Source organism: Clostridium pasteurianum DSM 525 = ATCC 6013 (assembly GCF_000807255.1).
GTDB classification, from domain to species: Bacteria; Bacillota; Clostridia; order Clostridiales; family Clostridiaceae; genus Clostridium_I; species Clostridium_I pasteurianum.
The window spans coordinates 924,411-951,099 of record NZ_CP009268.1 but is presented as its reverse complement, the minus strand read 5'-3'; the positions used below and the strand labels follow the sequence as shown (position 1 = coordinate 951,099).

The 26,689-nt window shown below is 28.8% G+C and carries 29 protein-coding genes and 2 pseudogenes; 6 read left to right on the top strand and 25 right to left on the bottom strand.

Going from position 1 to position 26,689, the window contains the following annotated elements; genetic code table 11:
* Positions 1-40 precede the first annotated feature (40 nt).
* The 7 genes from CLPA_RS04205 to CLPA_RS04175 form a co-directional block, all read right to left on the bottom strand.
* A complete protein-coding gene (locus CLPA_RS04205) occupies positions 41-613 on the bottom strand; it encodes a DJ-1/PfpI family protein (protein ID WP_003447043.1) in 573 nt (190 codons plus the stop codon).
* Between the two features lie 117 nt (positions 614-730).
* Positions 731-1,096, bottom strand: coding sequence for a VOC family protein (locus CLPA_RS04200; protein WP_003447041.1), 366 nt, complete (start codon positions 1,094-1,096; stop codon positions 731-733).
* A gap of 70 nt (positions 1,097-1,166) precedes the next feature.
* Complete coding sequence (locus tag CLPA_RS04195; RefSeq protein ID WP_003447039.1) at positions 1,167-1,544, bottom strand: OsmC family protein; 378 nt, start codon at positions 1,542-1,544, stop codon at positions 1,167-1,169.
* Between the two features lie 555 nt (positions 1,545-2,099).
* A complete protein-coding gene (locus CLPA_RS04190; RefSeq protein ID WP_003447037.1) occupies positions 2,100-2,624 on the bottom strand; it encodes a VanZ family protein in 525 nt (174 codons plus the stop codon).
* 395 nt (positions 2,625-3,019) lie between these two features.
* Positions 3,020-4,198, bottom strand: a complete 1,179-nt coding sequence (locus tag CLPA_RS04185) for an acetyl-CoA C-acetyltransferase (RefSeq protein ID WP_003447036.1) — start codon at positions 4,196-4,198, stop codon at positions 3,020-3,022.
* Positions 4,199-4,350: 152 nt separating this feature from the next.
* The gene (locus tag CLPA_RS04180) at positions 4,351-4,929 is read right to left on the bottom strand and encodes a TetR/AcrR family transcriptional regulator (RefSeq protein ID WP_003447033.1); all 579 of its coding nucleotides are present in this window, start codon (positions 4,927-4,929) and stop codon (positions 4,351-4,353) included.
* Positions 4,930-5,304: 375 nt separating this feature from the next.
* Positions 5,305-5,976 (bottom strand): transaldolase family protein, encoded by a 672-nt coding sequence (locus CLPA_RS04175; protein ID WP_003447031.1) that lies wholly within the window; start codon positions 5,974-5,976, stop codon positions 5,305-5,307.
* A gap of 328 nt (positions 5,977-6,304) precedes the next feature.
* On the opposite strand from CLPA_RS04175, the gene CLPA_RS04170 reads away from it, so the two are divergent.
* A complete protein-coding gene (locus tag CLPA_RS04170; protein WP_003447029.1) occupies positions 6,305-6,868 on the top strand; it encodes a DeoR/GlpR family DNA-binding transcription regulator in 564 nt (187 codons plus the stop codon).
* A gap of 77 nt (positions 6,869-6,945) precedes the next feature.
* On the opposite strand, the gene CLPA_RS04165 is transcribed toward CLPA_RS04170, so the two are convergent.
* Entirely contained in the window at positions 6,946-8,154 is a 1,209-nt protein-coding gene (locus tag CLPA_RS04165) for a MerR family transcriptional regulator (protein WP_003447028.1), read from the bottom strand.
* A 700-nt stretch (positions 8,155-8,854) separates the two neighbouring features.
* Between CLPA_RS04165 and CLPA_RS04160 the strand changes: the two genes are divergently transcribed.
* From CLPA_RS04160 to CLPA_RS22195, 4 genes and pseudogenes are all read left to right on the top strand, one after another.
* Entirely contained in the window at positions 8,855-9,664 is an 810-nt protein-coding gene (locus tag CLPA_RS04160; protein ID WP_003447026.1) for a MerR family transcriptional regulator, read from the top strand.
* Between the two features lie 93 nt (positions 9,665-9,757).
* Complete coding sequence (locus CLPA_RS04155) at positions 9,758-9,979, top strand: hypothetical protein (RefSeq protein ID WP_003447024.1); 222 nt, start codon at positions 9,758-9,760, stop codon at positions 9,977-9,979.
* A 233-nt stretch (positions 9,980-10,212) separates the two neighbouring features.
* Positions 10,213-10,525, top strand: a pseudogene (locus tag CLPA_RS22200) (transposase); the annotation flags it as partial.
* 27 nt (positions 10,526-10,552) lie between these two features.
* Positions 10,553-10,960 carry an iron chelate uptake ABC transporter family permease subunit gene (locus CLPA_RS22195; RefSeq protein ID WP_003447020.1) on the top strand — a complete coding sequence of 136 codons (408 nt, stop codon included), beginning with the start codon at positions 10,553-10,555 and terminating at the stop codon, positions 10,958-10,960.
* 17 nt (positions 10,961-10,977) lie between these two features.
* On the opposite strand, the pseudogene CLPA_RS21585 reads toward CLPA_RS22195, so the two are convergent.
* A pseudogene (locus CLPA_RS21585) lies at positions 10,978-11,718 on the bottom strand (alpha/beta hydrolase); the annotation flags it as partial.
* Positions 11,719-12,483: 765 nt separating this feature from the next.
* Here CLPA_RS21585 and CLPA_RS04140 point away from each other — a divergent pair.
* Positions 12,484-13,104 (top strand): nitroreductase family protein, encoded by a 621-nt coding sequence (locus tag CLPA_RS04140; protein ID WP_003447015.1) that lies wholly within the window; start codon positions 12,484-12,486, stop codon positions 13,102-13,104.
* 302 nt (positions 13,105-13,406) lie between these two features.
* On the opposite strand, the gene lepB is transcribed toward CLPA_RS04140, so the two are convergent.
* The 16 genes from lepB to CLPA_RS21065 form a co-directional block, all read right to left on the bottom strand.
* Positions 13,407-13,919, bottom strand: coding sequence for a signal peptidase I (gene lepB / locus CLPA_RS04135; protein WP_003447013.1), 513 nt, complete (start codon positions 13,917-13,919; stop codon positions 13,407-13,409).
* Between the two features lie 156 nt (positions 13,920-14,075).
* On the bottom strand, positions 14,076-14,813 hold the full coding sequence (locus CLPA_RS04130) for a DJ-1/PfpI family protein (RefSeq protein ID WP_003447012.1): 738 nt from the start codon (positions 14,811-14,813) through the stop codon (positions 14,076-14,078).
* Between the two features lie 106 nt (positions 14,814-14,919).
* Entirely contained in the window at positions 14,920-15,309 is a 390-nt protein-coding gene (locus tag CLPA_RS04125; RefSeq protein WP_003447011.1) for a VOC family protein, read from the bottom strand.
* 51 nt (positions 15,310-15,360) lie between these two features.
* Positions 15,361-16,551 (bottom strand): ABC transporter permease, encoded by a 1,191-nt coding sequence (locus CLPA_RS04120; RefSeq protein WP_003447010.1) that lies wholly within the window; start codon positions 16,549-16,551, stop codon positions 15,361-15,363.
* Positions 16,544-17,272: an ABC transporter ATP-binding protein gene (locus CLPA_RS04115; RefSeq protein ID WP_003447008.1), complete on the bottom strand. Its 729-nt coding sequence runs from the start codon at positions 17,270-17,272 to the stop codon at positions 16,544-16,546. The genes CLPA_RS04120 and CLPA_RS04115 overlap by 8 nt, the downstream gene beginning before the upstream one ends.
* 394 nt (positions 17,273-17,666) lie before the next feature.
* Positions 17,667-18,197 carry a CDP-alcohol phosphatidyltransferase family protein gene (locus CLPA_RS04110; protein WP_003447006.1) on the bottom strand — a complete coding sequence of 177 codons (531 nt, stop codon included), beginning with the start codon at positions 18,195-18,197 and terminating at the stop codon, positions 17,667-17,669.
* A 575-nt stretch (positions 18,198-18,772) separates the two neighbouring features.
* Positions 18,773-19,042, bottom strand: a complete 270-nt coding sequence (locus CLPA_RS04105) for an SIR2 family protein (RefSeq protein ID WP_003441259.1) — start codon at positions 19,040-19,042, stop codon at positions 18,773-18,775.
* 15 nt (positions 19,043-19,057) lie between these two features.
* A complete protein-coding gene (locus CLPA_RS04100) occupies positions 19,058-20,284 on the bottom strand; it encodes an IS91 family transposase (protein ID WP_003444845.1) in 1,227 nt (408 codons plus the stop codon).
* A gap of 208 nt (positions 20,285-20,492) precedes the next feature.
* The gene (locus tag CLPA_RS04095) at positions 20,493-21,017 is read right to left on the bottom strand and encodes a hypothetical protein (protein ID WP_003447003.1); all 525 of its coding nucleotides are present in this window, start codon (positions 21,015-21,017) and stop codon (positions 20,493-20,495) included.
* A 384-nt stretch (positions 21,018-21,401) separates the two neighbouring features.
* Entirely contained in the window at positions 21,402-21,890 is a 489-nt protein-coding gene (locus CLPA_RS04090) for a GNAT family N-acetyltransferase (RefSeq protein WP_003447002.1), read from the bottom strand.
* Positions 21,891-21,970: 80 nt separating this feature from the next.
* A complete protein-coding gene (locus CLPA_RS04085) occupies positions 21,971-22,375 on the bottom strand; it encodes a DUF6483 family protein (protein WP_335617769.1) in 405 nt (134 codons plus the stop codon).
* 16 nt (positions 22,376-22,391) lie between these two features.
* Positions 22,392-23,048 (bottom strand): flavodoxin family protein, encoded by a 657-nt coding sequence (locus CLPA_RS04080; RefSeq protein WP_003447000.1) that lies wholly within the window; start codon positions 23,046-23,048, stop codon positions 22,392-22,394.
* A gap of 138 nt (positions 23,049-23,186) precedes the next feature.
* A complete protein-coding gene (locus CLPA_RS04075) occupies positions 23,187-23,441 on the bottom strand; it encodes a TfoX/Sxy family protein (protein WP_003446999.1) in 255 nt (84 codons plus the stop codon).
* Positions 23,442-23,671: 230 nt separating this feature from the next.
* Positions 23,672-24,721, bottom strand: a complete 1,050-nt coding sequence (gene cax / locus CLPA_RS04070) for a calcium/proton exchanger (RefSeq protein ID WP_003446998.1) — start codon at positions 24,719-24,721, stop codon at positions 23,672-23,674.
* Positions 24,722-24,919: 198 nt separating this feature from the next.
* The gene (locus tag CLPA_RS04065) at positions 24,920-25,333 is read right to left on the bottom strand and encodes a CGGC domain-containing protein (RefSeq protein WP_003446997.1); all 414 of its coding nucleotides are present in this window, start codon (positions 25,331-25,333) and stop codon (positions 24,920-24,922) included.
* A gap of 873 nt (positions 25,334-26,206) precedes the next feature.
* Positions 26,207-26,377, bottom strand: coding sequence for a hypothetical protein (locus CLPA_RS21065; RefSeq protein WP_155760353.1), 171 nt, complete (start codon positions 26,375-26,377; stop codon positions 26,207-26,209).
* Between the last annotated feature and the right edge of the window lie 312 nt (positions 26,378-26,689).

The following is a 26,689-nucleotide window of genomic DNA, read 5'->3' as shown; positions in this document are numbered from 1 at the left end:
CCAGTTACACATCAATAAACCATACATTATTAAAATAACGTTAATACTTACTCCATTTATATTCAATTTTATCTGATACTTGTTGCGCTATTGATTCATCAAACAGTTTACTTAATAAATATAATCCCACATCTATTCCAGAAGAAACTCCTGCTCCTGTGATTATTTTTCCATCTTGAACTACTTTTGATTCTTTAGCCATTACTCCCATCTCAGAAAGTTCATCAAAGGCAGTATGGTAAGTAGTAGCTTGTTTACCTTTCAAAAGTCCTGTAGAAGCAATTATCAATGAACCTGTACATACTGAAGATAAATATTTTAAATCTTTATACCTATCCCTTATAAAATTAAGAATTTTTATATTTTGCATAGCATTTTTTCTTCCCTGACCACCTGGTACTACTAATACATCTAGATGCGGACATTTATCAATAGTATAATTTGCAAAAAATCGTAAACCATTATATCCTTGAATTATTTGTTCTCCATCACTTATAAGCCAAACATTAGTACTTTCAGCATTTATTTTATTCACATACGATAAAACTTCAAAAGGTCCTATGAAATCCAGTTCTTCAATTTTATTAAAAATTAGTATTCCTACATTAACCATTAATTATTTACTCCTATCTACTTTGTTAAATTGAAGCAAGTTCTTAATTCAGGTGGAGATTCCTTTACCCCATCTGAATTTTAGAACTGCAAATGCATGTCTCTCTGAGCCTAGAAATTACAAATTAATACTTTTATACTCAACATATTCGATTACAGTACCATCTAAATGTTTTACAGTCAAATTCATTCCTGTTGGAACTTTCTTTAATTCTCTAACAATTACAGCTCCATTCTTCAATAAAAATTCTCTAAATTCTATAACAGAATCTACTAGGAAAGTTGCCTTTGTATCCTCAAATGGTTCTAAAGCTTCATTAGTACCACCTAAAATTAAAATATTACCTATTTGTGCTAATTCCAGATTCATTTCAGTATATTTAAAGCTTAAATCACAATCTTGATTTAATAGCTTTCTATAAAAATCTATGGCTGTATTTATATCATTTACATATAAACGAGTTAATATCTTTTTTATCTCCAATCATTATCATCTCCTTTATTTATTTGAATGTGCCTTATAAAATAAGAAGATTGTTATATCAATGTTTCTTTTATATTCTTTCAAACTCTATTTCCTTAGATAAAGTTTTTCTTACTGGACAATTTTTAAGCATATTGAATACAATCTGCTTAGCTTCATCTGAAATATCACCAATAATATCAACATGGTAAATAAACTTAGTCTTATTTTCATCACTTTTATCTAAATCTACTTTAACAATTACTTCTTCATACTCAATATTCTTTCGTTCTAATATCATTCTTGTTGTAATATTCAGGCATGAAGCAAATCCAGCACAAATCAAATCATGTGGTCTTAAATATTGTCCTTTTCCACCTTTATCTTCTGTTACATCTGAAAAGATATATTTATTTCCATTTGAAATCTCTGTACAATAATTTTCTTTCTTACTTTTAGAAACTATCATAATATTTATATTACCTCTCATTTATTAATTTTTATATATTGTTCTTGCATAATTTGAAGTATATCAAGTTTTATTATTAAAATAGCTATAATGATAAATCACAGTATTATAGTAAGAACTGATATGTTGTAATCTACAATTTTGACTTAAATTATACCATAATATTCTATATAATCCATTATTAAATACAAAATAAAGTAAGTATTTATTTTATAAATAAGCATTATTCAAGCTATAAAAATGTTCTGAATATTAATTAATACCCATCTAATTTTACCAAGCTCTTAAGCTGAAGGAACTATTTTAAGTAAACAAAATAGCTGTTTAAGATACATTCTTCATTAATCGCTAAAATTATTTAAATCAGCTGGTAAATTTTTTGTAGAATCCTTTATTTTCAATGGTTGAACCTTAACATAGGATGTATTAATTAATAAATAACATTCTTAAAGTACAAAACACCCTAAAATTCATCTTGAATAATACGGTGTTTGAATAAAATATTTTATTTTTATATTTACTACGTCTAAAAAGAAGCTTATGCAATAAAGATATTCAGAATCTCATTCTCACCATGAATAAATAATATAATATACAAGGTAATCCTATAGCAGATAGTATTGTGATTGCAGTATATACTTTTTTCTCATCTTGTAATATAAGCAATAAAAACTTATACCCTAAAATACCAATCAATCCACCCAAACAATTTAGAATTATATCATCGATGTCTGATGCTCCAATGCCTAAAATCCCCTGAATGATTTCAACAGATAAACTCACTATAAGTATAAACAACAGATTGGCTATTACCCTTTTATCATTTTTGAATAATGGCAAATATATACCAAAGGGAATAAAAATAACTATATTGCCAACCACATTACCAAAAGCAAATGTTTTTATATTCCTAGAGCTGCCAGATATATATTCCATTATACTGTGAAAAGGAATGAGATTAATTGACCTAAACTGGGAATGCGAAATTCTTGATAACAACAATATTTTAATTAACAAAAGTATGTAACAAATGGAAACACCATATAAAAAGACTGTTTTAATTCTCTCTCGTTTATTCATAATACCTCCATCTTTTATTTCATTACTACTTATTCCCTGAAGCTCAATCTATAAATAATCTTCAGTTCACACTTTTTTACCACTTCAACTTTAATATCGATAATTATATCATGTATAGCTAATTGATTCTAGGCAAATCATAAATGAAGGAAAATCTTTAAATAATTTTTTCACTGCATTATTCAATTTTCAAATTACAATTTTGTCTATCTACTTAGTTCCCTATAATCACTTTACGAAATAAAACCAGCAAATTATCGCTGGTCTTATTTCGTAATTTTTTTAAATTAATTCTTTATAAATAGTTCTTTATAAATAATTTTTCATAAATTATATAAAATTACACTTAAAAAATAAGGGTTAATTTTCTATAGATTCTATACTTAGTAACTATTTTAGTCTCTTTCAACTATTAATGCAGTTCCCTGTCCTCCACCTATGCACAATGTAGCTAGTCCTCTCTTTACATCTCTTTTCTGCATAGCATGCAATAATGTAGCTAAAATTCTTGCTCCAGAACCTCCTATAGGATGTCCTAATGCTGTTGCTCCTCCATTTACATTTACTTTATTCAAATCAATTTTTAAATCTCTTGTTACCGCTATACTTTGAGCTGCAAAAGCTTCATTGGCTTCAATTAGGTCTAATTCTTCAGCTTTTAAGTCTATTTTATCTAAAGCAGCTTTTGTAGCATAAAAAGCACCGTAACCCATTATCTTTGGGTCTAATCCAGATGATGCATAAGAAACAATCTTAGCTAGCGGCTTTATGCTTAATTCTTTTGCTTTCTCTGCACTCATTATAACTAATGCAGCTGCTCCATCATTTAGTCCAGATGCATTTCCCGCAGTAACCGTTCCATCTTTTTTAAAAGATGGCCTTAATTTTGATAATGACTCCACATTGCTTCCAAATCTTGGTTGTTCATCTGTATCAAATACAAATTCACCTTTTCTTGTTTTTACTGTTATAGGTACTATTTCATCTTTAAACTCTCCACTCTTTATAGCCTTTTCAGCTTTATTCTGGGATTTAACTGAAAATTCATCTTGCTCTTCTCTTGTTATTTCCCACTTTTCTGCTATGTTTTCAGCAGTTATTCCCATATGATAGTCATTAAAGGCGTCCCATAAACCATCCTTGATCATTTCGTCAATAAACTGTCCATTACCCATTTTATAACCAAATCCAGCATTATCAACTAAATAAGGCGCTCTTGACATATTCTCCATACCACCTGCTACAATTATATCTGCATCCCCAGCTTTGATTATTTGAGCTGCTAAGCTAACAGTTCTTAAGCCTGACCCACATACTTTATTAAGAGTAAAAGCTGGAATTTCTGTAGGCAATCCTGCTTTTATTGCTGCTTGTCTTGCTGGATTCTGACCTAACCCTGCCTGGAGAACATTCCCTAAAATAACTTCATTGATTTCCTCTGGTTTTATTCCTGCCCTTTTAACTGCTTCTTTTATTACTACAGCTCCTAAATCCACTGCCGGTATATCCTTAAGGCTTTTTCCAAAGGCTCCTATGGCTGTTCTGACTGCACTAACTATTACAGGTTCTTTCATTTTAATCTCCTCCTAATTTTTAATTCTATTTGATTAATAAATGTTTATAGATACCTATTTTAATTTATATTTCGCATTTTAAAATAGACTGGTTGGTTTTTTAATTTCATATGTTAGTTAAAAATTTAACATTGAATTGCATAATAATATTCTTATATATTGTTATGCAATTCAATTTCCAATAAATCTTTTAACATAAAATCAAATGCACTTTCATCTTTAGTTATTCTATAATAAACTATATGACCTTCATATAAAGCAAAAGCTTTTCGAGCTATACTATCCAATTCGTCTTCTGGTACCTTTGAAATTTTTAATGAATTTTTAAAAATCCCAATAAGTTCATTTGTTGAATATGCATACATTTTAGATAAATCCGCTTCTATAAATGCTATTTCTAGCCCTAATATAACTATTGGACATCCAAAGAATTTACCTAGTGATGTAAAATTTTTTAAATCTGATACTAATTTATTTATAAATATATCCCAATTATTATTTGATAACGGCTTAAGCCAATTCTGTACTATAATTTTATAATAATGTTTAGATACTTCAACTGCAAGATCTTTCTTACTAGAAAAGTGAAAATAAAAAGACCCTTTTGATACTCCAGCTTCAGTTAATATATCATTTATACCTGTATTTGAGTATCCATTTTGTAAAAATAATTTAGCAGCTATTTCTATTAAATATTTTTTTGCATTTTCACCCTTTGTTCCTTTAGCCAAAATATTCCCTCCATAAAAATTAATAATTATTATTAACTATGATTTAATAATAAACCGTTCGGTATGTTTTGTCAAGATCATTTTCATTTTTTATTTTCTAATCTGTATTCTTTTGTAATTATTTATCAATTTCTATAATATATTTCTGAGCATTATTATTTTTAATAAAAATTCTTCAATAACAATTCCCAGTCACAAGTATAAACTATACATTAAAACTAAGACTAAAACCATGTATCTATTACACCATAATATTCTATCCATTATTACATACAAAGTGCATATATAAAAAATCTCACTAACCATAACCTTTACATAGCAGTGAGATTTTAATGTTTTTTATCATTAATATTATTTTAGGAATATGAAAATAAATTAGTTATTTATTTCAATGTGACTTACATCATAAGTATATTTACCTTTTCCATATACACTTTCCCAATCTGATATAAATTGTTCTACGCTTGAGTCCGTTAATGGATGGCTTAACAGTTTATCCATTACTTCAGCATTTACTGTTACTGATTGTCCTCCAGCAAGTGCAACCTGATGTACCTGCTGTACATTTTTAAAAGATACTGCCAGCACCTTTGCAGAAATATTATGAGCTTTAAATAATTGAATTATTTGCACTACCACATCCACGCCATTTCCTGATATATTATCTATTCTGTTCACATATGGTGCAACAAACTGTGCACCTGCAATGGCTGCCATAAGAGCCTGTTCTGCTGTAAATATATCTGTAGCGGTTATATTTATTCCCTTTTTCTTTAAAATTTTTATTGCTTTTATTCCTTCAGGAATCACAGAAATTTTTATATAAATATTGCCACCGATGAGTTCTTTCAGATATTCAGCTTCCTTAACTATTTCTTCTGCCTTTTGACTTATAACCTGAACGTGAAGCATTTTATCCTCATCTATTTCATTTCTTATTTCTTTCAATATATCTATAAAATTTCTCTTCTCCTTTGAAATTATAGTTGGATTTGTAGTAACTCCACTCATTGGATATAAATCGAAAGCTTTCTTAATTTCTTGCAAGTTTAATGTACACTTCTGTAATATTTATAATATTATTGGTTTCTACGATCAGGCTTTAACCTTCAATTTACAGCCTATAATTTATTTATTGTATATTATTACTTTTTATTATTTTATATTTATGATATAAAATAACTTATATAAGGCACATTCAAATAAATAACTAGTCAGTATGCTAGTCTATTTTGAATCCTACTTCGTCAACAGAACCCTCAGATAGCCACTATCCTGGTCACCTGTTTCCTTGCATAATTAAAATATACGTCGCATCTTTGACTTTCTATTTATTTTCATATGTCTAAATTAACTTTTAGTAGAGTGGATAAAATTGTTTGCACAAGAAAGATATGATAAAATAATGGAAATCTTACATAAAGAAGGTAAATTGATAGCAAAAGATTTAAGTAATAAATCTAATGTTACAGAAGATTGTATAAGAAAAAACCTGAAACTATTAGAAAAAAATGGGTTCCTTCAAAGAACCTATGGCGGTGCTGTTCCATTAACAAAGTCTGCACCAAATGAAGCTATTGAACTACGAAGATCCATTAACATTCCCTCAAAACAAATTATAGCAAAAAAAGTAGTAGACATAATTAATGAAAATGAAACTATTTTTTTAGACATATCTTCCACAAACATACTGCTGGCAGAAGAACTTGCAAAGAGTAAGAAAAAACTTACGGTATTAACTAACATGGTGGACATTGTTTCAGTACTGGTCAAACCAGGAAACAATATCAATGTCATATGCACAGGAGGAGTACTAAATAAAGACCTGGATGGATTTACAGGATCAATGACTATTGAAATCATATGTAACTACAAACCAACTAAATGCTTTATAGGCAGCTGTGGAGTTAATATACTTGATTGGCACAATAATTACTGAAGCTGCTCCCCCTGAGGAAGTGCTAAACCTGCTGTGTAAAACTAATACGAAAATTATCTAGCAGGAGTTTAAATTCATTACTTATTATTTTCAGCATAAAATTTTAGGGCTTCCCCAATAAACTTAGATGTACCATCTCCATATCTTTTATCTGTTGCTTTAATGAATTCAGGCTTCGATAAATAAAACTCTGCCATATACCCCAAATGATTTTCTCCTTCATCTACTTTTAAAGCTTCATGTATTTTTCGGTTCTCATTATCTATTTCAGAAACAATTTGCTGAATCTCTTTTGAAGTAGGATCTTTACTTAAGTTAGATCTAAGCTTTTTATATAGAGTTTCTATTTTAGGCTCATAATCCCCCAAATAAATTTTTAAAGCTTTTCCAATAAATTTAGACGCACCATTCCCATATTTTTTATCAATTTCTTCTATCCACGATACACCACTTCCACCATATTTCTTATCTAATTTGTCTAGTCCTTTAGGAAATACTAAGTAAAATTCCACCATAGCATACCAATAATAGTCTCCCATATTAGTTTTAAAAGCTTCATAATCTTTTTTAGCTATATTAGTTATTTCACCAGCAATTTGTTGAATTTCCTGTGACGAAGGGTCTTTAGTTAAATCAGCTGTAAGTTTCTTATATAACTCTTTTAATTTGGGATGCTTATCATAAAGACAATCTTTTTTAAACTTGTCCATTTGTTCTGCCTTAGTTATTGCTAGGCTATTATTTAAATTTTTCTTCAAAGCTTCAGTAAATTTTTTTATACTTCCATAATGCTTTATAGCATCTTTAGCGATTTCAGCTTCCTTAGATTTACATTTTTCAATGAATTCATTATAGTTATCTACACTTCCCCAATTCTTAATTACTCTATCCTTATTTTCTTTTTTAAATTCTTCTAGTACGTTATAATATTCAGTCATATCAAATTCTTTAAAACTCATACTATTGACCCCTTTTAAAGTTTTATTTATAAGCTCTATCAAAGCATTTAATCTATCTCTTTTTAAAATGATCAGCTTCTTATGGTCTTCCAGTGCTTTCATTTTATCGAAACAAGGACTGGTTATGATTTCTTTAATTTCCTTTAGTGGTAAATCAAGTTCCTTAAAAAATAAAATCTGCTGTAAGGTTTCAAGAGCTTCATCATCATAAAGCCTGTAGCCTGCTTCCGTTAACTTAGTTGGTTTTAATAATCCAATTTTATGGTAATAATGCAGCATACGCACACTTATTCCAGTTAAATCTGAAACTTGTTTTACTGTTTTCATCATAACTTCACCTGCCACTTCGATTTTAGAGCTTTAATACCACCTAATATTCTGCCGGCATGAGTTTTGTTAGCATTATCAGCCTCTAACTTTATATTACACTATGACATAATGTTAGAGTCAACACTTTACTTTTTATTTAAAAAGATTTAATTCTAAAAATCATTAGTCTTATGTAATTCTTTCTATATAAAACAAAAAATAACAACTACTATTTCAGCAACGTCTTACAGGATTAAAAACTGTATTTATCTAAAAGCATTGTTATAGCTCCACTAATTAACCCTTAGTTAAATTTAAAATATTAATTTTTTATAATGTAATATGACTATAAATTGAAGCAAGTTCTTAATTCAGGTGAGGATTCTTTTACCCCCCATCTTGAATTAAGAACTGCAAATTCATAGCTTACTTGGCATCGAACTCACACTTGAGGAAGTGGGAAGACTTACGCCAAGTTAGTCAGGTTAAACTAGGTAGATAAAAGAATTTATACTTTTATAATTGAATACTACAGTGCTTTGATAAAATAAATCTATAATGTGATTTATTTGGAATGATAGATTATATGGAATGATATGGTATAATTTCATATATTAAAGGTAAATTAAATATTAAAATTTATATTGACTCTCACATGATGTTAAGTATTATTCTAAGGATGTCATTCGAATGGCAACAATTTATAGGAGTTGATTTTATGTTTAAGATTGGGGATTTTTCTAAATTTACTAAAGTATCTGTACGTATGCTGAGGTATTATGATGAAGTTGGACTATTTAAGCCTGCTCAAATTGATGACTTCACAGGTTATAGATACTATTCGGCAAAACAGATTTCAGATATTAGCCTAATAGTGTCATTGAGAGACATGGGGTTTAATATATCAGATATAGCAATATTTATGAAAGAAAAATCAAATGAGAATTTAGAACAATTTTTAAAGGTGAAGAGAGAAGAAATTACAAATAATATTAAAGCCGAGGAAATACGACTTAGAAAAATCAACTCTATAATCAAGAATATAAATAAGGAGAGAGTTAATATGAAGTATAATGTTACACTAAAATCACTACCTAGCTATAAGGTTATATCTTTAAGAGATACTATACCAGCTTACGATGCAGAAGGCACACTTTGGGCAAGATTAAACGAATACCTAATGTCAAAAAATATTTCTTGTACAGGTATTGCCTATGCCACTTATCATGATGATGGTTATAAAGAAGGTGAAGTTGACGTTGAGGTAGTAATGGTCATTGATAAGCTAATGAATGACGAGAATGGATTTGTATTTAAAGAAACTGAAGCTGTAGGAAATGCAGCTAGTATATTAGTTCCAGGAAATTATTCTAATATAGCAGGTGCATATACTTTTCTAGCTAATTGGATTGAGGAAAATGGATATAATATATCTGGAAATCCACGTCAAGTTGGTATAAAAGGACCATGGAATGAAAGAAATACAGAGGATTACTTAAGTGAAATACAGATACCAGTAAAAAAATAATTATAAATTTGTTGTACATGATGATTTTATTCAATAAATATTACTTGAGGAAGTGTATAATTAATTTATAAATTTAGTAAAGGTGGTAATTCTATGTCAAAGAAAATAGTACTGAATATCGAAAACCGTTGCTATAATAACAATGACTTTAGAAATGCTGTTATAAAACAATTGGAAGAAAAAGGCCATGTATGCCAGAGTATTGATTCCACAACATTATTAATTGATCATAAAAAATATTCTCTTAGTGAATGGAATCTTTCTACAGGTGCAGCCCCACTACAACAAGCAATACTGAAAGAATTAGAATCATAACTTTCCAATGATTAAATCAAATATTTTGCAAAACACCGCATTCATGCTGGAGGCCACTGAAAAACTAATAATATTGAACCGTTATCACGAAAGTGATGGCGGTTTTACTTTTTCTATCAATAAAAGATATTTCTTTAGGATTAATTTATCTAGGCAAAAAGGATTTTGAGTTGTTGTGTCGAATTAATATAATTAAGAAGGTATCCATATATTGATTGGAAAGGAGGAAGCATATGCTAAAGGGACAACAGAAATTTGTGATGAGTAAATATCAAGGCTTATATGACATGATTATTCCAAAAGATCACTTTCTAAGACAACTCAATGATTTGGTTGATTTTTCGTTCATCTACGATGAACTACTTAATAGTTACAGTATTGATATGGGTCGAGGAGCCAAGGATCCTGTTATGCTATTTAAGTACCATATATAAAAAACTATCTGATGAGGATGTAGTCGCACGAACACTTTATGACATGTCGTTTAAATATTTTTTGAATCTGTCACCAGCAGAAGTTGATTTGATTCATCCTAGTACATTAACCAAATTCAGAAAGCTACGCTTGAAAGACATGAGTTTACTTGACTTATTAATAAAGAAAACAGTGGAAATTGCAATTGATAAGGGAGTTTTAGTGAGCAAAACCCTTATAGTTGATGCCACACATACCAATGCAAGGTATAACCAGAAATCTGCACGAGAAGTATTATTGGAACGAGCAAAGTCCTTAAGAAAGGAAGTTTCTTCTGCAAATATGAATCAAGTTATTTTTCTGCTGCCTGTTATAATTATAGAAACTATCATAATATCAATGTTTTCAAGAGATTTAAACATTATCCTTACAGGAGATGATACAGCAAAAAGTTTAGGAATAGAAGTGGAAACAGTTAGAAAAACACTACTGATCACTTGCTCTATAATTACAGCAGCCTGTGTATCTGTAATATGTATAATTTCTTTTATTTTTCTAACTATATAATCAGTATTACTCCAATGAATATAGTGGCCAGAATTATGAAGTGTTTCTTGAAAACTATGATTTGACCAGCTTAACAACTCCTTTTGAGTTTTTGTCCAACTATCATTACTATCGGAAGATACTATAGTTAAAGGAATATTTTTAATATGCCCATTCTTTATAACTTCTTTAGCATTTTCATTTATATTTTTAATATACTGCAAATTATTTGTATTCCCTAAATATTTATAATACATAGCTATATCTATTTTCTTTATATCACTCGGCAGCCTATTATATCGTAAATTCTCACCAACAAAAGGAAGTTTAACACCTAAATTTTGAAATGCCCTTGCAATTCCTGTTACTCTTAAAACAGCACTAACACGATTTAATATATATGATTTTGATTCAGAATCATTTGCATAAAATTCTGGACTTCCTCCATCTAACAGAACAATTCCTTTAACTTCAGTAGGATATTTTTGTGCAAAATGAATTACTTCTAAAGAAGCCAACGAATGACCGACTAATATATAAGGTGGTGTTTGTCCTGATTTTTCAAGTAATTCATGTAACTCTTCTGATAATATATTAATAGTTCTAGGTATATCAGTTTTTTCACTCCATCCAAATCCAGCTCTATCGAAACTTACTGTTTTTGCATACGACTGCAATTCCATTTGTATTGTGTAAAAATCAGTAAATGAACTTGGTGTACCAGATCCTGGTATCAAAATAACAGTGTCTCTACCAATTCCTGTAGAATATATACTCATATTGTGCTTGTTAATATTAAATATTTCTCCTTTAGCTAATAATATATTTCTTTCTTTTTCGACCATTACCCATTGCCAAACAATCCCGAACAAAAGTATTATTATAATAATTAAAATTATATCTTGGGGTATTTTAAATTTTCTTTTATTTTTTTCTAGTACATTCATATGATTCTCCTCTAGTTTAATCATGGTATAGTTTATAACTAACTATGTAAGGATTATACCATACCGTCACATATTTTAAGTAATTTGATTTATATAAATATTTTAGATCTTAAAATTAAAAAGGAAAGGTAAAGTCAAATAGATTACTACTAAGATAATAATATGTATTAATTCAATAAGAATAATAAATAATAGCTCTCGCTTTTATTTTCTCCTTAAGTAAAGATGTAAATTGCTTTTTATTAAAAATATTACCATCGCCTTTTATTAAACACTCGCTTCTATACGTGGCAGATAATACCAAATTATATTGATTCAGAACTTAGTAGAAATAGGTGCAAAATTTCTACTAAAATCCATATATTATCATTTTACATAAATGTATTGAAATAAGATTTATATTTATTATATATTTAAGTTGTTGCTAGTTAAAAATCACCTCAGTTACATTTTATAATATTCACTTGACAATAGTAAATAATTTTTTGTACAATACTAACTATAAGTATATTACTAACAAAAATATAGTATAATTCCAAAAGCTTATTACTCAGAGCTAATGTAAATGATAACCAATTTTTAGAAGAGGTGATTTTTGTGGATTTTAATGAAGTTATAAAATCAAGAAGAAGTATTAGAAAATTTAAAACACAACCTATACCTGATAAATACATTCAGGAAATTATTGAAGCAGGTAGGCTTGCTCCATCTGTATCAAACATACAGTCTACCAGATATGTAATAATTAAAAGTTCCGAAGTAAAAGAAAAGCTAAATGAATACACTGTACCTTTTGTAAAAAATGCACCAGTTGTAATCGTATGCTGTGCATATAAAAAAGCATGGCTGGAACAAGAGGAAAAATTCTTAGAATTAAAAAATATGGGAGCATTCAAAGATTTCTATCAAGAAACAGAGCAACAAATAAATAACTTTGCAAAAGATGGTAAATTGGAAATAATGGCTAATCCAGAAATAAATAAATACTATACATGGCAGCATGCTGCAATTGCAATTGATCATATGACACTAAAAGCAGTTGATTTAGGGCTTGGAAGTTGTTGGGTTGGTTTTGTCGATCGTGAAAAGGTTAGAAAATTAATAAATCTTAATGAAGATTATGAAGTTATTGCACTATTACCAATTGGTTATCCAAGTTATAACCCGTTACCAAGACCTAGGCTATCTATTAATGATATATTATTGAAAGAATTATAAGTTATAATACTCAACTTTTCCATAAAAAACAAACTAGCAAGGGGCATAGGCACTATATAGCTTGAATAATTGTATGCTTTATATATATCCTATTTGCCCCTAGTGACACGTTCGTTGGTATTGAACTAACTTGTGCTATGAAAGATTACTCTATAATTACAAGAAAGTCATGCATTAAATCTCTGTATATATAGAATTAAGATCTTTTTTTAAAGATAATATTATTAAATAGAATAATTTAATCTTATTTTACTGTAACAGCATCAATATAATAAAAACCTAAAATTATAATTATAGAAATATTATTTTAAAAATCCAAATCTATTAAAAGGATACACTATAATTTGGGCCTTTCCTTCTATATCTGAACTATCAATATATGGATTATTCCAATATCTAGAGTCTCTTGAATTCATTCTATTATCACCTAAGAAAAAATAGTGTCCTTCAGGTACTTTATAAATTCCTGATTTTCCTCCATTATTAATTACATAAGGTTCGTCCAATTGTTTTCCATTAACATATACAATACCCTTATCCGTAATTTCTACAGTATCATTAGGGATGCCTATTAATCTTTTAACAAGCTCTTCTTTTAATTCTTTTGATTTAAAAACTACTATATCTCCTGTTTTTAAGTTGTCTTTATTATATATTCTAGTTACAAAAATTTGATCATTAATTTTAATTGTAGGGTACATTGATGCAGTGGGAACTTTAATTTTAAATAGTATTAATTTATTAACTAGAATTGCAAGAATTACAGCTGCCATTATACATAATGTATAACTTAATATTTCTTTAATTATTTTCATTTATTACCTCCCAAATATTATAAGCTGATAAACTATATAATATTTGTTTCCTATTCAGTATAAAATCTCTTAATTTTTGATAATTTATATTTTCATTAAAAAATCATCTAAAATAATTAACCAATAGTTAACATCACTAGAATGATATATTACCAATCAACCTTTTAATGTCTTTAAAAATTGTTCTTTTTCATCTTTATTTTTAAATAATTTAAACCAATCACATATTTCACATGCAAAATCAATAAAGGCAACTCCTTGAGCCGTTATTAAATTTTCGTTCACTACAACTCTTTCATTAACAAAATTTTCTCTTGGGAAAGGATCAAATTCTTCATATTGCTGTTTATAATTTTCTGTCCATTCAATCATAGAAGTTGTATACTTTCTACTTTGTAAAATATTAGCTTTAGCTAAAAAGTATGGTCCACCGCAAATAGCACCTAATAGTTTACCTTGTGAGTTAATATTTTCAATTAATTCAACCAATTCTGATTTAAGTTCCCCATTCCATCCACCAGGAATTATTAATCCATCTGCGATTTCTGCCAGAACATCCTTAACTAACATTTTTGGCTTATATTCTAGTCCAGATAAGCTTTTTATAATATGATTTTCATATGCAATAGTTACTATTTCTTTACCTAAGTCTGTCCCTAAAATATGAGTAATAAGAGTAATTTCAAAGTCAGCCATTCCATCATAAATAAATATAAATATCTTATTATTTTGTTTTATATCTTCACTTTTTACAAATGTATGACAAGAAGAACAGTAAAAATTATTAGTCTTGATTTTCACTATATTTCCATTAAAATCAGTTTGCTCATTTTCATTTACAATTACATCAAGTTCCTTAAGTGCTCCACACTTAGGACATATTTCATTAGCCATATTCTACACCTCTTTCAATTCTTTTATCTATATTTACAATATGCTAACCTATTCTAAAGTCCATTCATATATGTACTCTTGTCATTCACCTGCTTGATACCACTAATTATTTAGTAAATGATCCAATCTCAATTAAATTCCCCTCTGGATCAGCTATATAGCAAGTACGCTGTCCCCATGGCTCAGTTGTTGGCTCTAAAATAGGTATTGCTCCTTTTGAAATAACTTCTTTGAATTTCAAGTCAACTGCATCATAATTTTCAACACTTAATGCTATTTCATAATGTCCATTTATTGTATCTGTATATCCAAATGACCTATTTGTCATCTTTTCAAAATCTGTTCTTCTGTATAATAAAAATAAGGTTGTATCCTTTTCTAAATATACATTTGATGTGTTTTCATCTTCTTTAATCTCAAATCCTAATACATCTCTATAAAATCTAATCATAATGGCCATATCCTTTACAAAAATTCCAAAACCATCTAACTTCAAATTATAAACACCTCCATTTCTATTATTTAATATATTTAAAACTATAAACTACTAACTTCTAAATATAACTTCCTCCTTGCTGAACATAAATCTTGCGAATAAAATACAAATTACAACATATACCAGTATCCATCCCAATGTAATAAATATATGATTGTAATTATATATGCCGGCGATAAGTTCTTTTAGTACACACACTACATTTGCAAGAGGTATATTAAAATAGACTAAAGATATATTCTTCGCATCTAACATATAAGTTGCATAGGTAGGTACCAAAGCTATTACAATTAAAGGAGAAGTGTAAGTAGAAGCTTCTTTAAAAGATCTTGCATATATACTTATAGCCAGCTCTAATGCACCAAAGGCCATGGTTAAAAATACTATTAATATACCGATTATAACAAATGAAGACCCGTCAAGTTCCATACCAGATATTCCACTACTGCTTCCAAACGCAGCACTGCTTTGCTTTATTGCAATTAGAATACCTGCTATTGAAGCAATAGTTGCCATTAGCCCCACTACAGTTATGGCAAGAAATTTACCCCATAATAAAGACATTCTTCCCGCTCTTGTTGTAAGTAATGGCTCTAATGTACCTCTTTCTTTTTCACCGACTCCAAGATCAATTGCAGCTGACAGCGGACCGGTAACACTATATAGTACTAAAATTAGTGGCAAAAGCATTGATAATATTAGCTTAGATGTACCTTCATCTTCATTTACAACTGTAGTTTTATTTATTTTTATGGGGTTTAATACACTGGTATCAATATGTCTTTTTTGTAATCTTGCTGTTACTACTTCCTTAGAATAAGCATCAATAATTGAATTTATTATTGTATTAGCTGTTTCTGAATTAGTACTGGAATTATCATATGTAATATTTACAGAGCTTGTCCTTTCATCTCCTATACTTTCATTAAAATTTTCCGGTATCTCTACAGCTATATATATCTTTCCATTCTTAATATCAGAATTAAGATTATCAGATTGCTCCACTTTCACATTTTTTTGAGATTTAATAAAATTTCCCAAGGAACTGTTTCCCTTGTCAATTAAAGCAATTTTAAGATTGTTTTCAACTGTGTTTTTAGAACTTGATAATCCTTTACCTAGAACTCCAAAGATAATTGGAAAAATTATCAATGGTATGAGAACGCTTAAAAGTATTGTTTTTTTATCTCTAAACAGATCTATAATTTCCTTTTTAAAAACAGTTATTGTGGTATTATTCATTTCTATCACCTACCAGACTCATAAATATTTGTTCCATATCATCATTATTATACTTAGATTTTATTTCATCTATAGTTCCCTGCTCTAAAATTTTTCCTTTATGTATTATTATTATTCTGTCACATAATTTTTCTACTTCATCCATTGAGTGACTGGAAAATACAATAGCCTTATTTTCACCTTTACAATCTTCAATAAAATTATGAATCAGCTTAGATGCAGATATATCTAGACCTGCTGTTGGCTCATCCAAAAGAATAACATTGGGTTTATGTACTATGGAACGTGCAATAGCTACTTTTTGCTTCATACCACGTGAAAATTTCCCAACCCTTCTATCCATATATTCTTTCATCTGAAATTTATCACTAAGCATTTCAATACTTTTATCTGCTTCACTTTTCTCCATTCCATTCAGCTCTGCAAAATACCTTATATTTTCTCGTGCTGTAAGTCTGTCATAAAGTCCCACTTCCCCTCCAAAAAGTATTCCGATTTCATTTCTAACTTTACCAGGTTCCTTATTAATGTCAAAACCATTTACCTTTACAGTACCGTTGGTACATTTGATCATGGTAGATATTATTCTCAGTGTAGTTGTTTTACCAGCTCCATTTTCCCCTAATAATCCTACAATTTCTCCCTCCTTTATTTGAAAGTTCAGATTGTCCAGTGCCTTTGTTTTTTTGAAACTTTTTGATAAGTTAGTAACTTCTATCATTTTATCCCTCCATTAATCTTATTGAAGCAAGTTCTTAATTCAGGTGTGGATTTTTTTATCCGATCTGAATTTTAGAACTGCAAATGCATGGCTTACTTGGCGTGGAACTCATACTTGAAGAAAAGCAGAGAACCAAAATCTTGGATTTTATGTGAATCGCTTTCGCTGTGTGCAAGTAGAGAACCCAAATTTTAATTTGGTGCGAATCACTTTCACAGAGTGCGTGGAAAACTTACACCAAGTTAGTCAGGTTAAATAAAAGAATTTTTTCGTAACAGCTAAAATATTATTCCACCTACAATTATATTACTACAAAACTGCTGAATTTAGTTAAATATGTCATAAAACACTGTTTTTCAATCATAAAAAGAGATATAAAATGATTATTCACCCTTTATTTTATAAATATACTTTTCCTATTTACTTTCAGCTCACTTGATGTGAGCTGAATAATTAATTCTTCAATTGCGGATATACTTGCCATAACACAGATTATATATATTAACACATTTGTATTGGCATATGGAATTAACATTGGAAACATGAATAAAGCTACACCTGTGATTTTATTCCCATAAGTATGAATACTCGCAAAGGTTTTATATTTCTTAAAGGCCACACTCATAGATACCAATCTCACAACAGCAATTAAAATAATCCAAATAATAATTTCTACTGAAGGACTTACAATTGGGTAAAGTATAAATATTAATATACAATCCATTATCATATCAGCCATAGAATCGAGCCTTGCACCAAAGTTGCTGGCTCTTCCTGTTTTTCTGGCAATGTATCCATCAATAATATCACTTAATCCGCAAATAACATATACTGCATAAAAAGCTGTACTTAATGGCTTAAGAAAAATCAAAGTTAAAGAAAAAATAATTCTACTAAAGGATATAAAATTTGGTATTGATTTCATCTCATCACCGCCTAAATGTCAAAAGTATGTTTATTATTTTCGCCAATTAAAATATCTAGTTGGAAATATACATTTTTATATAAATTCAACTGTCTTTTTATGATATACATTAATAAAAGCTGCAATTGTAAATAAAATTAGACTCGATACTATTAATATAATTCCAAAAATATTTATAATATTATTAAGTCCATAATCCCCTTTTAAATTTTTACATATTGAATTAACACATTCATAATATGATGTTTAATAAACTATTTTTACTAAATTTAATGAAAGTAAAGTTACTGTTGAGCTGTTAATGATACTATTTCAAGTATAAAAAGTACTATTATCATAAAAATAATGAAATATAATATCAGTGTAATTTCCACTTCCACAATAATTTTAACGGTAATGTATTTATTATTCAACTACCTATTATTTAAATAAAAAAGCGGCCACAGCCGCGTTATTTCGCTTCGCTCAACTTCTTTTGGGCGAAGCCCTTTAATTAGACCCATTTCTTAGCATATCTATTTCATAATATTTTTATAAAGCTAAAACCTTTGCGAAGCATATTGATGCTCCGCATTTTAATACTCATAAGTTATACCATGAACTCCGTCATATTTTCTTGGTTTCATTATAGCTCCGCATTTCTCGCAACTAAATGTAGGAGGTTCAATTACATTTTCATCATCTATTTCATCAAACATCTCAACTACATCCCTTGGTATATATTCTTCCACTCCACATTCTGTACATATATATAAGACTCCGTCTTCTTCAATTAAATTTTCTTTCAATTTAGCTTTATATTTTGCCCTTTGTTTATCTTTTATTTTTTTATTCTTTTTAGCCATAATAACTACCTTCCTTTATACATATAATGGCTCTATTTTATCACGAATTATTCCCTTAATCACACCATAATTGTACATTATCTCTTCAATTTTTATTTTGTTTTCACCTATTATTTTCTCTTTAAATTTTTCTCTTACACTTACATTTTTATAGTATATATCATGAAATTTCATCTGTGTTCCACACTTTTCACATTTTAATGGATTCACTCCAAATGTAAGAAGTATTCTTGTTTGCCAATTATTAATTTTTCTTTTGAACTCAGCAACTTTTTCATTTACCAACTTAAAAAATTTATTTTTATGTCTTGTGTTTTTAGCATATATTCCATAATATCTTATCATCTTAAAATTCTTTTCTGGTATGTGTCTTATTACTCTACCTATAAAATCAATAACATCTATTTCCTCTACAACTTCTTCACCATCTTCATGTCTTTCATAACGAAAAGTTACTTTTTTACCATCATACTTTATTATTCTTGATTCAGCGATAGCTGGTCTTGCTGTATATCTTCCAACATACTTTCCTGCTTGCTTTGCTGTTTTTATTTCACCTTTTCCATATACATAAAATCCATTCTCTAACCTTTTATATAGCTTATTTTTTAATTTTTTAAATTCTTTTTTTCCACTTTTAAGATTAATTCCTATTTCGTCTAACAATATTTTTTGCCATCTTTTCCTTAGTGCTGTATAATTTATATGTTTTGTATTCCTCCAAATTGTAATTTCTCCAGCACCACCTTCGGTGACAATTAAGTGAACATGTGGATTCCATTTTAAGTCTCTTCCAAAAGTATGAATTACTGAGATTATTCCTGGTGTAAAACATTCTTTTTTATTTAAATCTCTAAACCAGCTCATAATTGCTTTTGCTGAACATTTAGGTAATAATGATAATAGTTTTCTATCCCTAGCAAAATATATTCTAAGTTCCTGTGGAATTGTAAATACCATATGTCTATGCTTTGAGTTAATAAGTCTTGCCACCATTTCATCAGACCATTCTTCAGATTTTTTCTTACCACATGAGGTACAAAATCTACTTTTACAGCTAAATCCAACTCTTTTTATATGACCACAATTTTCACACTTAAACTCAATAAATCCATTATCTAAGGATTTACAATTAATCATCTTATCAACTTCTCTACTTATGTTAGCTCTAATTTTCCCTTTATATATCTCACTGAATTTTTCCCAATTATCCACAAATATTTGTTTTATAACACCTTGCATAATCATCACCAATCACTAAATTTGCTAATAATTATATCAAAAATCCTATTCCAAAATATTACTTGTAATATTTTCCTCAAACTTCTAACATTAGATTTTTCAAGCCCTGCCGGGCAATATTTTTATACAAAAAATTTTTAAATTCCTAATATATAAAAAAGCACAGGCCGAGTACCTGTGCATTGAATATAAATTTTTATTTAATCTATTATTTTTTTATTGAAATCTCCAAAATGTTGGCAGTTGTATCAAGATTATCTCTATTTACTTTTATAAGTTCTGCAATCTTTGCAGTATCTTTACTCTTAACAGCATCCTGTAACTCATGATACTTACTATGAATATCTTCTGCATAGTCTTTTCCTTTTTTATCTGCTAAAGCCGGTACAATTTCCATGTGGAATTTTTCATGAAGCTGCTGCGCAAGTTTTTCAGCATCTGTAAAATCATTTTTCTTAACATCCTGTTCAATAGTAGCTAATCCAGTTAATTCATCAGTGAAAGCTTTATTAAGTGCATCCTTTGAAGATGTTTCAGAATTACTAGCTTGGTTGTGAGAAGTATTTTCAGAAGCATGATTAGTACTTTCAGAATTATGTTCAGTATTCTTAGCAGCTGCATGAGCAGTTTGTGTAGTGTTCTGAGCAGCTTGCTTTGAAGGGTTAGAACAACCCGCAAATAAATATATGGAAGTTAAAGAGGCTATTAGTACACCTATAATTTTTTTATTCATTGTATTCATGTCCTTTCATCTTTTAATCTTCTTATGTTAAAGTTAATAATAAAAATATAAAGGCTAAAATTATTTCCATAAAGCTTGAGAAAATAATTTTAGCCTCCAGTTTACTGGTTAACTAAGATAGAAAACATTAAAACCTATTATTTAAATTTGATTAATATGAATCATATTATTGAATATATATTATTACAATGATATAAGCTTGTCAAGAATAATTTATAAATTTCATGTAGTTATTATGTTGAATTTGTAAACAAAATATTAAATATAATTTCTAACATAAGTTATAAAAGAATAAAATAGCTTGATTGCTTTCTTTAGCCTTAACTTTATATTATTGTTTTAAGTTAATATAAATTATATATGTATACTGACTTATTATTTCAATGAAATATAATATAAAATAATATCAGTGTAACTCCCACTTCCAAGTAAAAATCCATTAGGAATAACACCAAGACGACTAAATCCTATTTTTTCATATAAATAAATTGCTGTTTTATTTGTACTTACCACAGCATTAAACTGCATGAGAGAAAAATTTAGTTCACGACCCTTGTCCAATGAATGTCTTACTAATTTTTCTCCAATATTGTGACCTCTGAAATTTTTATTCACAGCATAGGAAGCATTTGCAATATGCCCGCATCGGCCTATATTATTGGGATGTAAAATATATAATCCTAAAATTTCATTTTCACCCACTGCCACTGCTGTATAGGTCTGATGTGAAAAAAATTTTATTGCCTCTTCTTCACTTAGTTTTTCTGTTTGAGGGAATGCATTAGCTTCCTCAATTACATCATTCCAAATTTTCATCATAGCTGGAATATCTATATCTCTATATTTTCTTATTTCCATTTTCAAAATATGTTCATCCCTTTCTTGTGGAAGTGAAAAATCAATTTAAAAATTCCAAAACAAATAAACCTACCGCAAAGTAGGTTTTAAACAGTTTTATTTTCTACAATCATATTTTTTAAATCATTTAAACCTTGAAGTATTTCTTCCTTTGAAAAATTTCCTTTAAGAAGTTCCTCATCACTTTTTACAAGTAATTTATTATAAAATTCTATTCCAATATTAAAAATATCTCTAGAAGGTGTTTTTTCCATTTGTTCAAATAAAATATTCTCTGCCTCATCATATTTACACTCCATTACAAGCCTGTTTAACACTATTTTCAATATATCTTTTTCATCCATGGCTTCAATACTTATGGTATCAATGTCATCATTTTCCTTATTAAATATCAATTTGCCAGCATTTTTTACAGCTGATTCTATCATTCTCAATATATAGTCATCATTCATAAATCTCCCAGCTCCTTGTATTTCATTGTGAATATCCATATCATGTACTTAAATTTTATTTATTACAAATCCCTGTCAGTCTTTCACCCATTTGAAAAGCTCTTTCGCAGTCTAAAGGAAATTGTTCTGCTTTTATTTGTGCTTTATGCTTCTCATTAAATTTGGAAGCATTATATTTATCATAATCCTCAAATTGATATGTATCTGTAACAATTAAAGACTCACTTTCTCCATTTAATAGCTTCATATATCTTTCATTTGTATCAAATATATATTTATAACCTAACTTATCTAAAGCATCCTGTGTTATATTCATAGTATATATAAGGCCTGTATTTATTTTGCCATAAAAATTATTAAGCTTTCCTTCATCATAAGAGAGGTTCATAAATATAAGACGTTCAAAAAAGGAACGCATCTGACCTGTAACATTCCCAAGATAGATAGGTGATCCCATAATAAGTACATCACTGGAAACTACTTTTTCTAAAACTTCTGTTAAATCATCTTTCATGGCACAATGACCTACAAATTTATCGCTATCCTTTCGTTTACAGGCAAAGCAGCTGATGCATCCCCTGTAATTCAAATCATAGAGATTTATCAGTTCTGTCTCTGCTCCTCTAGATTTTGCTCCTTCTAATGCCTTTTTTAAAAGAGTTGCTGTATTCCAAGTCTTTCGTGGACTTCCGTTAATTGCTATTGCCTTCATAAAAATTCTCCCCTTATCATTTACTTTCTTTTATAATTTTTAAAATCAGTATATCATAAAAGGACAAAATATAAAGTACGCACTTTTTTGTTAGTAACGATGTAACTTAGACTTAGTTATTTAGTGAACTCATTTTGTTTACTTCACCAAATTATAAAACTCCTTTAGTTCATCCTTCACTTCACTTGGCAGGCTATGCCATCTAATTCCTCGTATTGCTCCTTCAAGAGCACATAATCTATTAATACAAGCTGAACTATCTATAGCTTTAATGGATAACCATGCCTCTTTGCTTCCTACTTTTTTTAACTGTTCCACTGTTTCTATTCCAACTTCATTGAGCTGCGCTTCTACTTTATTACCTATGTTAGGCAGCTTACTTAATTCTCCCATTAGTTTTTCTCCTTTAACTCCTGAAATATATTTTATTATAATAGCATAATACCATAATCTGATTCAAATGGTAAATTATAATTAAAGCTAATAAGATAAAACATTCTGTATTAACGTTAAATTGTGAAACAAAAACACCATATAATTATCTTGAATAATACGGTGCTTTAATAAAATATTTAATTTTCATTGTTACTACATAATGGTCATGTAAACTATACATCATCTATTTAAATTATGAAAAATGCTATTGCAATTATAAGGTACACAGACATCAATTGTACCCCTTCAAGCCAATTGCATTCACCATCGCTGGCAACTTTACTTACTATAAATATTGAACTAATAAGAGCTATGAGTTCAAATTCATTAAATACTATACTCATGGGCCTAAATAATAAGCTTATAAATATTAATATAGGTGCCACAAACAAAATTATCTGCAGACTGGAACCTATGGATATCTCTACAGCCACATCCATTTTATTTTTTAAGGCCATAATAATGGCAGTACTGTGTTCAGCAGCATTTCCTACAATAGGTATTAAAATAATTCCCACAAAGAACTCACTTAATCCAATAGCTTTTGACATTGGTTCCACTGAACCCACTAAAAATTCTGATTCTACAGCTATTAAAACAGTTGCTATAACCAAAACTAAGATAGAAAATTTTAAAGACCATTTAGTTTCTTTATCGGAACCATCATGTTCAGTACCATAGATATCTTTATGTGTATAGAAAGAAAATACAAGTCCTAATATGTATACTATGAGTAATATTACAGCAACAGCAACGCTAAGACTTTCGTACCTAGTAGATATTAATTTACTGTCTATTGAATGCATAAATATTGCTGGGATACAAAGACCTATAACCGCAAGAAGCAACATGTTTGTAGACATACCAATGGCCTTTTTATTGAATTTTTGAGATTTGTATTTTAATCCTCCTACAAACATACTGGCGCCCAGCACTAACAGAGTATTACCAAGCACCGAACCTGCTATTGAAGCTTTTACTACATCAAATAATCCGGCCCTAATAGCCAATATGGATATTATCAATTCAGTTGCATTACCAAAAGTGGCATTTAAAAATCCCCCTACTCTTGAGCCTGCATAAACAGAAATTTCTTCTGTTGCCTCCCCCATAAGTCCTGCTAGAGGTATTATAGACAAACAGGATACTATAAATAATACTAGAGGATTATGAAATCCTGACACTTCCAAAACAATGCTAATTGGAATAAAAATAAATAAAAATTTTAACCATTTCACTTTTAACAACCCTTTCAACTATTTACTCTCTATGAATTATGTAGATATATAGCTTGTCCTATTATGTAATTTATAGATATCCAATGTATAATTAAATATTAATAATCATAAATAATCTGAATAGCCTAATCTAAAAATTTAAATTTATATTTCAAGTTGGATATCTGCTGTTTTTCAAATTAACGTAATATTAGTAATTTAATCATAACAGTTATATATACCTTCTTCTCTTTTTCTTTCCGCTCCTACACTTATATAAGATCCCTCAACTACATTTTTATACCCCTTCTTTATAACTATGCTCTTTATATAATCTGCATGTGGGCATCTGTCATAGTGATAATTATCAGTTACCATGCATGAGGATAAGTGAACCACCACTTCATCTTTCTTAAGATTATTTTTCTTATAGGCTTTCTTCGCGAAATGTTCCAGCTTAGAAGCAACTCCCTTTCCGCAGCATCCCCCGCAAGTAAAAGAGATATATCTTGTATTATCGTCATAATCTTTAAAAACTTCATCTCTATTGTAAAAAGCATTTGTACACGCAAATCCACTGCACCTTCTATGGGCAATATCACATTGGATGATAACAACATATTTTGTATTCATATTTGTCCCCCTTTAAAATTATTAACTCTATTAATAGTATAACATTCTACAACTTACATCAATCATACTAAATACTATAATATTGAGATTAATTTATCAACTGCAAAAAAATAAAACCACTAATTAGTCATATATTATATATAAACTAATTAGTGGTTAAGCAACACCTAATTCATTTAAATTTTCTGATATTATTTGAATACTTATCACCTTTTTTTGATTTTTATATGCTTTCTACACCATAAAATCTATTATTTTTATTGATTAACTTCTTGTTGGACACATATAATTTAATAATTAAAATTTGATAAATTATATTTATACAGCTTGTGAACTGCTCCGATATATAGAAGTAAAAGTTTTCTACTTCCAAGCGTTCGTACTCTAAGACTCTTTATAGGCTTGAAATCCCTTTGCATCTAGGATACTGTACTATAATCATCTGTACATAAGCCTTGAATGAAATATAATTTTCAAGATAAAATTCACTAAATTTTGTGTTCCAATACAACTTAGCTTTTAGTATATCTAGCAAGCTAAGTACATCCTATATTCTCAACCTTTTAAACTGTAATAACATTATTATATAGTCATACTTTGAATCAAATACTTAATATCTGTATTCGCTATATACTAATGCCTTTAAAATTTTTTACTTACTCTTTTTATGAATTAGGGTTGCTAGAAGAAGTTTTTAATATCTTCTTCATGCTTTCATTATAGTGTAAACGTTTATACTTGTCAACTCTTTTTTAGTATTCTCATCCGTATAAACCAATTCACATGTTAAACCTCCTGCATCCTGTAAAAATTCCACTTATTTTTTTATATCTCTGTTATTTACCTTTTCACTTATAGCTCTGGAATATCCTATTATTCTACTGATTGTGCAAAGGCTTTATATCCTCTTGAAATAATAAAATCAGCAGTCCATTCTGCAAGTTCATCAACTTTATGTTGTTTTTCCGAAAACTCAGAATAATCCAATATATTTTCCTTTGATAGACGAAAAATATAACTGGGACCTAGAACTATTTCTATCAAATTTTGTATTTTCTCCCCAATTCTTTTTATTACATTCCTTTCTTGGAATTATATATACTCACCATCTATATAATTCTGAATTATTTCTAAAAGCTCTTGTGGCAATATATCATCAGCTTTAATATAGCTCATTATGCTCCTCCTAACTTAAATTTTCTTAGGATTGAGCAAAGGCTATTTTATAAATTTTATTATTTTATGCAATAGCCTTTGCTAAGCATAAATAATATATTTTTTCATAATAGCTTTCCACCTTTCTCATTTAGCATATAATTCATATTATCTCATAATTACACATTAATTTAAATATAT